This is a genomic window from Peribacillus aracenensis (genome assembly GCF_025175645.1).
Taxonomy (GTDB): domain Bacteria; phylum Bacillota; class Bacilli; order Bacillales; family DSM-1321; genus Peribacillus; species Peribacillus aracenensis.
The window spans coordinates 1-14,091 of record NZ_JANZMJ010000049.1 but is presented as its reverse complement, the minus strand read 5'-3'; the positions used below and the strand labels follow the sequence as shown (position 1 = coordinate 14,091).

Sequence of the window (14,091 nt, the reverse complement as noted above, 5' to 3'; positions counted from 1 at the left end):
AACCAAATCTGTAACAGGATTAACATAAAGGGGGATACATAAATGGATTTTAGAGTAAAAGTGGGAGATAAGGAGACAGGAACCATACCTTATGAGTCTCTCCCGGCATTTACTTATCTTTTTAGGGAATTGGGTTTTGATGTACAGCCAGATACTGAAAATCAGAAAGTACAATTATGTTCTGCATTACATGGTAAAAGAATTGTAATTTCTTCCGATTATGATGTTAAACATAACACCTTTAGAAAGCACCTTCTAGAGAGGAAGGTACTGGAGTATATTCAAACGTTCCTTTCTGCATGTGGTGCAAAGGTGATTCTTATAGATGAAAAGAAGGAATCAGAAAGGGCCGATTTTCATGTGTACTTATCACTCTTTGAAGTACCAGTAATAAAAGAGCCCACTCTTGAATTGATTCATAATTTAAAGTCATCAAATAAAAAGTTATTGGATATTTTTCATTATGAATGTACAAGAACTGGAACAAAATTTAAATCCAATGAGGTAGTTAGAGGCGCAAATGACCCGTTTATTAATATACAGATAATGTATCCTGTTATTACGGAAGAAGATTTTTGGAGAAAATTTGGTGAAAAATATGCGATGTCCATAACAATAGGAATATTAGCCAGATTTCAAGAAAGTTCCTCCTTATCTGTTTTGTCATTAGTTCCAATTGAAATTTTCTCGAACATGTTTGTTCATTCTCAAAATACTGGGATAAATTTAGAACCTACCTTGCAAAAAGAAAAAAGATTACCAGAAAAGAAAAAGTTTTTATTAAAGAAACCAACTATTAATAAAAGAAAAGAAGCAGAAGTGTTTTTAGATTATCATATTTTTATTGAAGAACTTGAAGAACGTAACAAAATCAAGCTTATTGGAAATCTTCATATTAAAAATATAGGTACGGAAGTTTTGCGGAATCCAGTTATCTGTCTGCGTTCCACCCCTTCAGAAAGTATAAAAATATCCGGGCAAATATTGCCGCCGAATGTTGCCGATACTTTGGGGGTAATGAAAAATGAAGAAACAAAAGGGTGGAAATATATGAATGATGAATGGTTTGAAGAAATGGAGAAGGGAGAAACCTGGATATGTCCAATTCAATCTAAAAATATTAACCCTAGGCAAACAGAATCTTTAACTAACTTACAAATAAGCGTCCTTAAACCTGAAGAAAACAGCAATATTCGTGTAGAAGCTTTTGTGTTTTTTAAAGAACAAGATCTTGAAATCAGTTCAAGTAATCAAATTTCCTTATTATTAACTAAGAAATAATAATGTAAAAGGGTAAATGGCAGATGGGAGGTGGAAGTGGGGTGGTTGAAGAGAATTATCACTTTGAGAAATACTTATTAGATAATATGAAAGTGATAAAATTATTGGACCAAGCGATAAAACAGAATAAAGGCTTTTCTCTTGCCCGTTTTGGAATAGGTGAAATAAGCTATTTAAGCTGGCCAGCCAATGGATTATTAGTTCAAGAGTTTAAACGGTATGAATCTTATGCAGGCGTATCCAATTCACCAGAGATCATTAGGAGGGAATTGGTCAGGTCATTGCGAGATACAGACATTGCAGGTTTGATAGCTCCTTGGAGACTGGACCCTTGGGCTAAACAAACTCGAAATGTACTTAAACAACTGAAGTTCATGCCTTCGAAAGCTTGTTGTGCTTGGATCATGCACTACCTCTTAGACGAGGGGACATTATGGCCGTGGTTGAGTAATAAAAAGGTATTTCTTGTTGGACGCCGTTCAAAAGAAGCCGAAATCGTTTTTAAAGAACAAGGCGTGCAAATTATTGGCAGTATAGATTTAAATGGATATGCAGAATTAAGCGGAGTGCAAAGTGAGCTACAGTCTAATAAGGAATGGGAAATGGCGTTAATTTCTGCCGGGATTCCGGCAACCATTTTAGCTCCAAGAATTGCTAAATTGACCCAGAAGGTTGCCATCGATTTCGGGCATGCCCTTGATATGATTCTTGATGGAAAAGAATACAAACATTCTGACCTAGTAAAAAGGTGGAATGATCAGTTTTCCTAAATAGCAAAAAATCCCTAAATGTATGGAAATAAATATAAAAATACTCGCAGATTCAACCTTGAATGCTAAGGAAGAGGTGCGAGTACCTATTTGCACTAAATTCAGTTTACGAATTTTAATTGTATCGGAAAGACGTTTTTTCCTGTTAGTTGGAAACATTTTAATTCAGGGGTCGAATTTGCAAACGAAATAATAAGATGACCTACCTCTGGGTAGTTATTTAAAGTAATATCTCCTTCTGAGGGATAGGCACAATCTGTTGGGTGGGAATGGTAGATGCCCATAAAATCTTCATTCCTCCTATCGATAAGTTCAAATACATGACGAATTTGATCTAAATCCATCGAGTAGGAAAAGGAGCTCCTATTGACATTTTCCATTGGCCAAATAGTTTTTGCGACCCCATTTTCCCCCGAAAGCAGTCCACAGCCTTCATAAGGAAGTTCTCGTTTGCAATGAGAAATCAATTTTTGCCTAACTTGATTAGTGATGTAAAAAGTACCGGATGTTAAACTTGGATCATTTGTTTTTTCCACAGCAACCTTTTGCTCGTACTGGCCGAACCTGAAGGGTAGAGGGAGTGCTTGGTTGTTGTTGTTGAGCCGGTTGCAGGTTGGAAATTCCTAATTTTCTTCTTACTTTACGTCTTAGCTTATCTGATGCCATTTTTTTCTCTCCTTTTATAGGTATGCTCTATAAATATGAAAACATGAATCCTTATGTAACCTAATAATTAATAAATGGGTCGCCTAAAATCCGGGATACATTTACTAAATGTTGAAGTAAATAATGGTATCAGATTTTCCGAGTTTCTTTACAAAAAAAAACCGAGAGAGATCTTCCCTCGGGTTTTTATTTTTATACAGGAAAACGATCGCAATCTCCTACTTCAACCTCTAATCCAGGGTTAACTGCTTCTGTCAGAGCAATAACAACAGTTGTTGTAGCTCCAGTTATTGTAAGAGTAGCTGTATCTAAACCAGGGTCTACATCAGCTAAGATTAGAGTAAAGGTAGCATTTTCTGGTACTCCTCCAGCAGGTGTAATAATTCCAGTACCTGTTGCAGTAAGCCCAACTACTAATCCAGCTGCATCTAAAACACATGTTGGCTGGTTAAATTCATTGCCTGTAAACGTGAAGCTTTGGTCACCTTCAGCATCTGGTGTTCCGATAGGAGTTGGTCCTAGTGTATCGATGAAGGTAACTTGTATTCTGCTTCCTGAAAGGGTACATTGATCACAAACTAGAGCCGTTAAATCCAATTGTCCTGTTGTTACGCCACCAATAGCGCCTTCTAATACACTAATAGTTGCTTCGCCACTAAAGTCAGCTGCACCTTGGCAGTCGCAGTTCAATGTCGGGAAGAAGGTTGGGCATTGTTGCGGGAATCGTGGTGTTGGGCACACGAACCCTTCTTCTTCAATTGGAATGACAGGACGTGGTCCACAGAACTTAGCCTCGACCTCTAGCTTAACCTCAGCCTCGACTTGAACATCTTTACACATGGTCACATCAAGTACAACCATATCACCAAGCATTTGATTTAATACAACTGTACATTGAACATCGAAAATATTACAGTTGATTTCTGTTCCCTCTGGGAAACATAGGATTACTTCATCCATGAAACTAACAGGTACTACGAAATTACACCCTGGTAGTGGTGCTCCATTGCAAAAGAATTGAACGCGGATATGGACATGGAAGGCAAGGGAGACAATTTGGGCACCTGGAACAGTAGGAATGTTAGCTGGAGTTGCTCCGATAAAATCACAGCTTCGTGTACCAGCTACTTCCGAACAAGTAGCTGTTATAGTGTTGCCCTCATGGCGTGCATCTTCAATTGCTGCAAAACATTCCTCAGGTATTTGAACTTTATTGCGATCACGATTTGTTAGAACAACCCAGTCATATACTTTTGTAACACGAATACATTCAGGTCCGATGGGGTTCGGTACCACTTGTCGGCCCTGAATAGATTTGACGTTCCTTTTTTTCATCAAACATCTTTCCCTTCAGTATCAGGTTTTGAACACATTAACATACTATGGGGATATCTTTTTATGGGTACATTTTTCTTAGAAAATGGGCTAATAAAATTTCGGGATTTATAAATGTATATATAAAATCAAAATTCAAATCATAAAATATTAAAAGAAGATTAGGAGGTGAATAGGAGTTGGCTATTGAATGGCTTGATTTTATTATATTAATATTGGCTACCTTCCGGTTAACTCATTTATTTGTATTTGACGAAATCACTTCATTCATCAGAAAACCTTTCTTGACTGCCACCATCCAAGAAAATGCCTCTGGACAACTGGAGGAAATCATTGAAATAAAAGGATCAGGACTACGTTATTTCATAGGTTCGCTTTTAAGTTGTTATTGGTGTGTAGGGTTTTGGTGTTCCCTCATTACTGTACTTACTTATTATTATTTTCCTGCCGCTTTTCCAATCCTATTGGTCTTTGCTGTTGCGGGAGCTGCCGCCTTTATTGAATCTAAATCATGAAAGTATAATCGTGTAGGGGGGAGAATTTTATGTAATTTGATATTCAGACTAAAATTATATGTTGAACATCATAAAAGTGCTTCATAGACAGATAGGCTAGGTTTTAGATTAAAATCAAACTAAAACCCTGTTGTAGAGTGATAGCAAGTACAAGAGGGGCATTAAATTTTATTATTAAGCATCAGGGAAGCAAACGATTGATTAAAATCCATTCGATACGAATGGATTTTTTTCTTATAATAATAGGAATGGAAGGCGGGCCAGTTTCCATTGAACCTAATAATTTACCTTTTGAGGAAGCCCGCAGCCGTTCCAATTGGGGCACGTACAGCATTGTTTTATCTGAGAAAAGCTAACATTCAGAGTGGTCAAAAGGTTCTTGTCTATGGTGCTTCAGGAAGTGTCGGAAGTTATGCAGTACAATTGCCAAGTTTATCGGAGCAAAAGTTACAGAGGTTTGCAGTACCGCGAATGAATAATTGGTAAAATTAGCCAGGATTGATAAGGTCATATTACACTTCAGAGGATTTTTCCAAAGATGGTGAGACCTGTGACATTATTTTGAAGCGGTAAAGTTTTAAGCAAAGGGAGTGAAAAAATGTTTCCTATATTAGAAACTGAACGGTTGATCTTGAGGGAAATGGTGGAAGATGATGCAGTGGATATATTAAAATGCTTTTCCAATCCAGAGGTATTACGATATTATGGGCAAACTCCATTAACAAATACAGTTCAGGTGAAGCAAATCATTAGGAATTTTTCAAAGAATTTCGATGAAAAACGCGGTATTAAATGGGGAATTGAATTGAAAGGGAAGGATGGCATCATTGGGACAATTGGATTACAAGAATGGTCTCATGAACATAAGAGAGCAGAACTGAGCTATGCACTTTTCCTAAATGAATGGGGAAACGGTTATGCAACAGAAGCTGTCAGTAAGGTGATTTCTTATGGCTTTAAAGAGCTTGACCTAACTCGGATCGGAGCAATTGTTTTTATTGAAAATAAAGCATCCAATAAGTTGTTGACAAATTTAGGGTTCAAAAAAGAAGGGATATTGAGAAATTATATGTACCAAAATGATGTTTCATTTGATACTAATCTATACTCTTTAATAACGGCAAATCCTCAATAAAATAACAAACTATAATGAAAGATTCACAGACATAAGGGGGGATTGTTAACTGTTTTATGGGAAACAAACAAATATATATTTAAAAATTCATTGTTTTCCTGTAAGATATCAATATGTAAAAACCTTGTCGACTTGTCGGCTTACTTAGAAAACGTGAGGAAAACATAAATGATGGAATTCGAAAAAAGTCTTGAAAAAAGTTGGAGCAATCAACAAAATGCAGGTTTAACAGCATATTTAAAGAAAATGAAGGGCGAAGCTAGAGAAAAAGACAGAATCGATTATATGGATTCCTTTGTTTCTGCCACAGGTGGACTCATTGCCATTATCATTATTAGTTTTATATCTGTCTATTTAGGATATCCTATGGCATTAGCTCCTCTTGGGGCGAGCTGCGTTATTGTTTTTGGTGCGCATAAAAGTCTCTTGTCACAACCCCGTAATGTTGTTGGGGGACATATAATCTCTACAACATCAGCCCTTATCATTTGGAGCATTTTTGGTAAGAGCCTATTCATTATTGGTCTGGTACTGGCTATTGTATTAATTATAATGACTTTTACAAAAACCGTTCACCCTCCCGCAGCAGCAAGTGCCCTTGTTTCGATCAATTCTCAAGTTGGTTGGGGATTCCTGATTCCGATTGTAATAGGTACCTTATTATTAGTTTTTGTATCGATGATTTATAATAATTTATTTCAAACAAGACAGTATCCAAAACACTGGTTATGAAAAAAATATTTCATAAACTTTTATAAGTGACTCAATATTAAAAAGAGAGATTCCGATTTTTGACGAAATTTAGTTTCCTAAAAATTATCCATTAATCTCGCGACCATATTTTCGCAGAATGCAAAAAAGCATGTATGCGATTAAATTCATAAAAGGCATTCGGAATTAATTCGTTCCGAATGCCTTTTGTCTAAAAACTGAAGCCAATTTTGAGAAAGGGTGTTTATTTTACATGATGTTTTTTCCATTATGTTCATCAGTTGTGTTATTAGCCTGGTGAAAGTTCGAATGTCAGCGGGCTGGAGTTGCTAATGCTGGCTTTTAAGGAATTGGCTTGACGATTGAATTTTCAGAAAGCAAGATTTCCAATATGCTTGATAGTGGGAAAAATACGATTCACGATTCGCCGGAACGAACGAATTCCGCTATGAGTAATTTTCTATTCACAGTGGGGATTTCATATTTGCCACACCAAGAAAAGGTGTCGGGACTGCAAAGGCAATTGGAATAGTAGAAGGGACAAGAAAAAAGCAGTTTTCTAAATGGTTACGAAAAGTTCCAAAAAGAAGTCAATTAAGAAAGGCTAGTTTTTATACGCAAGTATGTAAGCTGTTAAAATTAACACTTTCTTATTAATTCCTTATCCGGAAAGTTTTTGAACAAACGAGCCTGTATCCACCTTGGAACAGGCTTTAATGTATTTATAGAAAATTAATCACGAGAGATATTACGTTTATAGTCTTTGAAAAAAATCATGCTTGAATCTGCGATTGTCTAGGATTCTTTTTGAAAATCAATTTCGCTTTAAAATGTGAGAACAAATAACAGCCTATAATCACAATGCCACTACCAATTCCTTGTACCCACGTCATTTTTTCACCTAATAATAGAAAGGCTAAAATCGCAGTGAAAATAGGATTGAAATTCAAGAAAATACCTGATGTTGTTGTACCTAATTTTTGTACACCAATGTTCCAAAGTACCATACATGCTACTGTTGAGATAATGCCTGTATATAAAATAGATTGTATGAAAGAAGTATTTATATTAGACACTGCAAAATTAGAAAAATTAAACGGAAGAAGAACTATAAGTCCAAATATACCAGAATATAATGTAGACATCATGGGTGTTGTTGTTATCATTGCCCATTTGCTACAAACGGAATATATTCCCCAAACGCATACAGCAGCCATCATATATAAATCACCTGAATTAAATCGTAATGAAAGGAATAGATCAATATTTCCTTTTGAAAGTACCAGTATTACGCCAATAAGCGAAAGAAACATCGATAACATTTGGAGAATATTAATTCTTTCTTTTAAAAAGAAAAATGAAAAAATAGCAATTGAAATCATGTTTAATGTTGATATTAATCCAACATTAGTGGCGGTAGTTTTCTCTAATGCTGCAAATTGTAATAGATTAAATAGAACCACACCAGTAATTCCCATCAAAAATAAAGGAATGATTGCACTTCGGGGCGGAAATATCTTTCTTTCTTTCCACCATACAATTGGCAAAAGACAACTAATGGCAATGATCCACCGTAAACTCGTCAACGTCATCGGTGAAGCATGACCGACAAGCGATTTTCCTACGACAAAGTTTCCACCCCATAATAAACTTGTTAAAAGTAATAACGAAAAATAATAATATTGCATATATTTTTGCTCCTTTTCATCTTTCACAGTTTAAGTGAAAAAAGATCGAAGCCATTGTGCACAATGACATTTCAATTTTCATAATTAATTACTACTAATTTTAACATTATGGTTCAGTTCTTTATATATTATTTTGTATAATAGAAGAAACTTAAAATATTATTTAAAATAATTAGTGATATACAGAATTAAATTAAGTTTTGCTATTGGGTTGATACCGTTTTTGGAACAATTGTAAAAGGAGTGGCTATAAGTGGAATCTATCGTAAGCAAGGTTCTTGATAATGTTGATATTCAAATTTTAGATTTACTGCAAAAGGATGCACAGATAAGCAATACTGAGCTTGCAAAGCGTGTCAAGTTATCTCCACCAGCTATACATTCAAGGATAAAACGTTTGGAAAATGAAGGATTTATTAATGGGCAAGTAGCAATTTTAAACCAGGAGAAGCTAGGTTTTGATTTATTATGTTTTATTTTTATGAGTACGAATATACATCAAGCTGAAAAACTGGAAGTTTTGGAGAAGGCATTAGCTTCTATGTCGGAAGTATTAGAGTGCCATTGTTTAACAGGTGAGTATGATTATCTTTTAAAAGTGGCTAACAAAGATCGGAAGGAATTAGAAATATTTATTAGAAAGTTAAATAAACTAGGCATAACAAGAATTCAAACTAGCCTAGCTCTCAGAGAAATTAAATATTCAACAGTTTTACCCATATAGAAAAAAAGTCCCGTTCGTAAAAGTCACTTTTACGAGCGGTTTTTGATAGAAAAAGAGAGGGAAAAGTCGTAGAAAGCGACTTCAGGCCATGAGATAAAAGGGGTTGGTAAAAAAACTCGTTAAAAAAATAGCCTTTATAAAAGAGAAAGTAGGCTATTATTCATAATCAAGTTATATAAGTTGATATAAATCCATTTCTAAGTTGAACTATAATAATGTTCGTTCAAAATTTTGAATGTCAAAGCTATAATTACTTTATTTCTTTTGAATTTGTTAAGGAGCCATTATAGATTGAATACTAAGGAACGACTCTGTCTTAATAATTACATATCAACATCACTAGAATTAATAAGCTTATGATCAATCCCCGAAAAATCATTGCTATAGAAAATTCGACATTTACGATTCCTACTGGATACACCATATATTTTTCTTGAAAATGTAAATTCTCCTTTTGCCCTTAATCATATAAAATCATTATATTGCTCAACTAGTTTTAGCACTGAGCCTTGCAGCGATAAAAAAACAGTACACTTCATTCGAAGTTTGCACTGCTTTTTTAAATTTCGCCCGGTTATTATGTTTTTTAATCAGAAAATCGGTATTGAAGACTCGATTAATGAATCATTAAGCTTATTTACTTAACAAAATTGCTTCCGTGTTACTCGGTTGTAGAGCTATTTGTAGTGCTCTTTTTTCTTCATCGTTTAAAGGGACCAATGGTAAGCGGACACCTCCAACATTTAACCCCCGCATATTTAATGCTGATTTTACCGGTGCTGGGCTTGGTGCAGCAAATAATGCTTTCATAATTGGAAGAAGGTCGCGATGAGCAGTGGCAGCAACTTGGACATCCCCATTTTTAAAGCTATTGATCATTTCTTGCATTTCATTGCCAATTATGTGTGAAGCAACCGAAACAATGCCTGTTCCTCCGATGGCTAAAACCGGTAATGTCAATCCATCATCGCCGCTGTACAATGTAAAATCGCTAGTTGTTTTGCTGATGATTTGTGCCATGGCATCTAAGTCACCACTTGCTTCTTTTACTGCCACAATATTGTTGATTTTTGAGAGGCTAACAATCGTCTCAACGGACATGTTCACGACACTTCGTCCTGGGATATTATAAAGCATTACCGGTAATGATGTTGAATGGGCAATAGCACTAAAGTGCTGGAATAGTCCTTCTTGAGACGGCTTGTTATAGTATGGGGTAACGAGCATGATTCCGTCGACTCCTGCTGCCTCTGCTTGTTTTGTTAAGCTGATGGAAGCCTTCGTGTTATTTGAGCCAGTTCCAGCTATGACTGGAACTCTTCCATCAACAACTTCTACAACCATTTTGAATAAATCCACTTTCTCTTCTGCAGTTAATGTAGGAGACTCTCCAGTTGTACCAGCTATTACTAATCCATCAGAACCATTAGTAATTAAATAATTTACTAAAGTTCTCGTAGCATTAAAATCAACCTCATCATTATGATTAAACGGGGTAACCATTGCGGTTAAAACTTGGCCAAAATTCATAACTTCACACCCTTTTGTATAATTTTTATAAAAATTCAGAGGTGGTTAGGGCCATTCAGGAGTAAACGCAAAAAAGCAACAACGAGGATTCGCTGCTGCAGTAGAAACAATATTTATCAAAAAAATGTTTCCGCGCATAAGATAGCCCTCCATATAGTTTCCTATATGACAGTCCTGCATTTATTCAATAGCAGAACCAGCTTCAAGAACATGAGATTCTTTCCGCTTCGGCAAATTCCCCTTTCCACAATAGTCATGGGATCTCATTCTCCTCAAAATGTGTACTAATGGTCTTTGCTCCTCTATCCTCACTTCAAAAAGTATGAAGTAAGAAAATATTTAATTGTCTGTAATATAACAAGGAATCCTCTTTATTGCAAGGACAATTTAGAAAGGATGCCATTAATAACATCAAGCTAATGTTAACCAAACCATAGACAAAATTATCTGTGGTCCGATAAAAACTGGTCAGAACAGTTGCATGAAAGAGGAAAACAAACTGAAGATGTTCGATAGCATTATAGCAGGCAATTTTACCAGCGATTATGTTGCTGAAAATGGAAATAAATCCACAGCCAAACAAGATCAAACGGATTGAACTCTTGGTGCTTTCATTCCTTTCAGGATTGGAACGGGATACGTATAACAGCATACGTATCTCCAAATCCATGAGATGGAATGATAAAAGCCATTAAGATTCGTGGGGATAACTACGTAGTTAAGGGGTAGTTCCCCTTTTACATCAAGCAAAGGTAAATCATTACTACAAGCGAAAAATTATCTTAAGTTTTCCTCCAGAAACAATTTAAGTGAACGGAATGACTATTGGCCATAGGTATTATTTGATTTATTAATATTTAAATTACACTGAACCTATATTTTATTAATAATGTAAAGTTACTATTTTAATTGGAAAACCACATAAAAATTGAAAAATGAGGAGGATATTTTACTTATTGGGAAATACTTACATAATTATAGCGACTAAATGATATATAGGAGGAAAAAGATTTTGAAAGCGAAAAGTAAATTTGCTGCAATGTTGACAGTTGTAACGGTGGGATTAGCAACTTCTTTATCAAATGTACAAGCATTCTCGGAATCTTCAAATTCAGATAATAAACGTAAACCCGAGCTCGTTTTTCCTGTAATCAGTGATGTACATATAGATGATGGATCAACTGCTGATATGAACAAGTTTAGAACAGCAATGGATCAATTAAACAAAGCTGCGCCTGAACAGGATGCTTTTGTTGTCGTTGGGGATTTAACGGACTATGGCTACGCTACTGAATATGATAAGTTCTTCTCCATTTATAATGAGAAGAAACAAGGCGATGTTCAATCCATGTTCACTATGGGAAACCATGACTATTGGAATGGACTTTCAGTAGAAAAAGCACAAGATCGCTTTCTCGAGAAAACAGGAATGGATTCTCTTTACTATCATAAAAAAGTAAATGGATATGATTTTATTACGTTAAGTCCGGAAAATGGTAATACGCATGGTTTATATTCTGTTCATCAAATTAACTGGCTAGGCGAAAAGTTAGCTGCAGCAGAAAAAGAGAATCCGGGCCAACCAATCTTTGTTTTTCTTCATCAACACATTAAAGACACTGTGTATGGAAGTGACTTATGGGGAACTCAGGAAAATAAAGAACTTTTATATGATACATTAAAGAAACATCCACAGGTTATTACATTTTCAGGCCATTCTCATTATCCACTTGAAGACCCTAGAACGATTCATCAAAAAGACTTTACGTCTGTTGGCACGTCTTCTGTAAGTTATTTGGAATTAGAGCCGGGCAAACTTCAAGGGTTTCATCCTGAAGGATATCGGGATATTAGTCAAGGTATGATTGTAGAAGTTTATAATAATGAAGTTGTCCTTAAAAAACGTGATTTTCATAAAGACGATTGGGCAGGAAAACCATGGGTAATCAAACACCCTTCTAAAAAAAATAACTTTACATATACAGACGATCGAGATCAGTTACCACCGGTTTTTGCAGTTAAAGACAAGGCTTCGATTGTAAAAGAAAAATCGACACTAAAAAGTTTGAATATTACATTTCCACAGGCAAAAGATAACATGCTCGTACATTCTTATCACATTACAGCCAAAAATAAGGAAACAGGGGAGTTAGACGTAGACTTCATTGCATTTTCTGAATTCTATATTGATCCTGTTCCAAAGAATTTAGAATTCCCTGTAGCTGGTCTTAAGCCAGGTACGGATTATGAAATTAAGGTACAAGCACTAGATTCATTTAACAATAGCAGTAAAAAGGTGTTACTGGCTGAAGGTCAGACAAAAGCCCTGGAAATGGTCTCAGCTCAAGCTTCCCCTTCTTTAATAACGGTGGGTGAATCGACTACACTCCAAGTAAAGGTGAAGAATTATGGAAATGGTAATGTGAAAGGGAAAATTAAAGTTGATGCACCTGTAGGTTGGAGTGTGGAGCGCAATGAACTTGAATATGAGCTTTCAGGAACGGAAGAAAAAACGTTGCCAATAAAAGCTACACCTAGTAAGGAAAGTTCCGGTTCATCACAATTCACGATTACTGCTTACGAGGACGGCCAAAAAATTGGCTCCAAGAATATAAATGTATTCGTAAACATGTTGCTTGGAGAAAGCTTTGACCAATTAGAGTCTGCATTAAAGCCTGCGGTGAATGAAAACATTCCAAGTTCTATTCTCGGTTGGAGCCATGCAGCTCCTAACGGCTGGTCGGTTACTAATAGCTCAAATATGCCAGCCGGTACAATGGAGTGGCAAGGTTGGAGTTTCACAACAAAGGACTTTTGGATAAAAGCAGAAGACCAAGATCGTAGCAAATTTGAGCTGGGTCAAGGTGTAATAGCTGTAGCGGATCCTGATGAATGGGATGATAACGGTTCACCATCATCAAAAGGATTTTTTGATAGTACATTAACTTCACCTTCTGTAAAAGTTGATGGTGCAAAAGATCTATACTTAGGATTTGCATCCCATTATAAACAAGAAGGAACGCAAACAGCAGAAGTAACTGCTGTCTTTGATAATGGGGAAAAACAACAAGTTCTCGTTTATGACAATAAAGCTGCTTCCGATAATAAAAATGGACATGTTTTGAATAAGTATGAAGTTAAATCGATTAAGGTTCCTGAAGATGCTTCTTCGGTGAAAGTCCAATGGAGAATGCATAATGCAAAAAATAATTGGTTTTGGTCGATTGACGATATTAGATTGGATGACCAAATGATCGTTTCACCAAATGAATGAGAAGAACAGGTGAACTTTTCTTGAAACTTGTATTAGTAAAAAGCGGACTTTCCCTAAGGGGTAAGTTCGCTTTTTTTATTTATAATGGTTTATCACTCATGTATTTCGTATCTTTGTTAAGATAATACAACAAAATGAAGGTATAGTTATTAATTTAAGTAACATTGAAGTGAAGCTTTATTTAACTCTTGGATATTTTATAAACCATTCCATTATTGTAAAAAATAGTATGAAATATCGATATTTTAACAAAAACTAGCTAGCCGGGACCCCAGAGAAGCTTGCGTCGAGGAGGCTTGGCAGATAGGCCGCGGAAAGGGAGCGGCCTATCTGAAAACAACAGGAACGTTTTTTTAATAAAAAACGGTTGACCGACAATTGAATAGGATTTTTTTCTATGTATTTTAGAAAATTTTAAGATTTGTGTGATATGTTTTTTTTAGTTCTAAGAAAGATTACCGT

12 protein-coding genes, 2 pseudogenes and 1 riboswitch are annotated in these 14,091 nt (G+C 35.6%); of the genes and pseudogenes, 9 read left to right on the top strand and 5 right to left on the bottom strand.

All coding sequences use genetic code 11. The features are described from left to right. Positions 1–42 precede the first annotated feature (42 nt). On the top strand, positions 43–1,281 hold the full coding sequence (locus N0M92_RS27505; protein WP_260288789.1) for a hypothetical protein: 1,239 nt from the start codon (positions 43–45) through the stop codon (positions 1,279–1,281). A gap of 41 nt (positions 1,282–1,322) precedes the next feature. Beyond that, a complete protein-coding gene (locus N0M92_RS27500) occupies positions 1,323–2,051 on the top strand; it encodes a GT-D fold domain-containing protein (protein WP_260288788.1) in 729 nt (242 codons plus the stop codon). Positions 2,052–2,152: 101 nt separating this feature from the next. Here N0M92_RS27500 and N0M92_RS27495 read toward each other — a convergent pair whose 3' ends face one another. The 3 genes from N0M92_RS27495 to N0M92_RS27485 form a co-directional block, all read right to left on the bottom strand. Next, positions 2,153–2,587 carry a M67 family metallopeptidase gene (locus tag N0M92_RS27495; RefSeq protein ID WP_260288787.1) on the bottom strand — a complete coding sequence of 145 codons (435 nt, stop codon included), beginning with the start codon at positions 2,585–2,587 and terminating at the stop codon, positions 2,153–2,155. Beyond that, on the bottom strand, positions 2,571–2,717 hold the full coding sequence (locus tag N0M92_RS27490) for a hypothetical protein (protein ID WP_260288786.1): 147 nt from the start codon (positions 2,715–2,717) through the stop codon (positions 2,571–2,573). Before N0M92_RS27490 ends, N0M92_RS27495 begins: the two co-directional genes overlap by 17 nt. A gap of 192 nt (positions 2,718–2,909) precedes the next feature. Then, positions 2,910–4,013: a BMQ_0737 family morphogenetic spore coat protein gene (locus N0M92_RS27485; RefSeq protein WP_260288785.1), complete on the bottom strand. Its 1,104-nt coding sequence runs from the start codon at positions 4,011–4,013 to the stop codon at positions 2,910–2,912. A gap of 218 nt (positions 4,014–4,231) precedes the next feature. Here N0M92_RS27485 and N0M92_RS27480 point away from each other — a divergent pair, with 218 nt between their 5' ends. The 5 genes and pseudogenes from N0M92_RS27480 to N0M92_RS29570 all read left to right on the top strand — a co-directional run. Further along, positions 4,232–4,567 carry a DUF1360 domain-containing protein gene (locus N0M92_RS27480; RefSeq protein WP_260288784.1) on the top strand — a complete coding sequence of 112 codons (336 nt, stop codon included), beginning with the start codon at positions 4,232–4,234 and terminating at the stop codon, positions 4,565–4,567. 251 nt (positions 4,568–4,818) lie between these two features. After that, positions 4,819–5,134, top strand: a pseudogene (locus tag N0M92_RS27475) (NAD(P)-dependent alcohol dehydrogenase); the annotation flags it as partial. A 31-nt stretch (positions 5,135–5,165) separates the two neighbouring features. Further along, positions 5,166–5,702, top strand: a complete 537-nt coding sequence (locus tag N0M92_RS27470) for a GNAT family N-acetyltransferase (RefSeq protein WP_260288783.1) — start codon at positions 5,166–5,168, stop codon at positions 5,700–5,702. A 168-nt stretch (positions 5,703–5,870) separates the two neighbouring features. Further along, complete coding sequence (locus N0M92_RS27465) at positions 5,871–6,434, top strand: HPP family protein (protein ID WP_260288782.1); 564 nt, start codon at positions 5,871–5,873, stop codon at positions 6,432–6,434. Positions 6,435–6,713: 279 nt separating this feature from the next. Beyond that, positions 6,714–7,011: pseudogene (locus tag N0M92_RS29570) on the top strand (DNA alkylation repair protein); the annotation flags it as partial. A 175-nt stretch (positions 7,012–7,186) separates the two neighbouring features. On the opposite strand, the gene N0M92_RS27460 reads toward N0M92_RS29570, so the two are convergent. Continuing rightward, the gene (locus tag N0M92_RS27460; RefSeq protein WP_260288781.1) at positions 7,187–8,101 is read right to left on the bottom strand and encodes a DMT family transporter; all 915 of its coding nucleotides are present in this window, start codon (positions 8,099–8,101) and stop codon (positions 7,187–7,189) included. A 253-nt stretch (positions 8,102–8,354) separates the two neighbouring features. On the opposite strand from N0M92_RS27460, the gene N0M92_RS27455 reads away from it, so the two are divergent. Beyond that, on the top strand, positions 8,355–8,825 hold the full coding sequence (locus N0M92_RS27455; RefSeq protein WP_192205029.1) for an Lrp/AsnC family transcriptional regulator: 471 nt from the start codon (positions 8,355–8,357) through the stop codon (positions 8,823–8,825). 633 nt (positions 8,826–9,458) lie between these two features. Here the strand turns inward: N0M92_RS27455 and dapA are convergent. After that, complete coding sequence (dapA, locus tag N0M92_RS27450; RefSeq protein ID WP_260288780.1) at positions 9,459–10,355, bottom strand: 4-hydroxy-tetrahydrodipicolinate synthase; 897 nt, start codon at positions 10,353–10,355, stop codon at positions 9,459–9,461. A gap of 134 nt (positions 10,356–10,489) precedes the next feature. After that, a riboswitch (Lysine riboswitch) is annotated at positions 10,490–10,668 on the bottom strand. Positions 10,669–11,367: 699 nt separating this feature from the next. On the opposite strand from dapA, the gene N0M92_RS27440 reads away from it, so the two are divergent. Next, the gene (locus tag N0M92_RS27440; RefSeq protein ID WP_260288779.1) at positions 11,368–13,629 is read left to right on the top strand and encodes a metallophosphoesterase; all 2,262 of its coding nucleotides are present in this window, start codon (positions 11,368–11,370) and stop codon (positions 13,627–13,629) included. Positions 13,630–14,091: the final 462 nt, after the last annotated feature.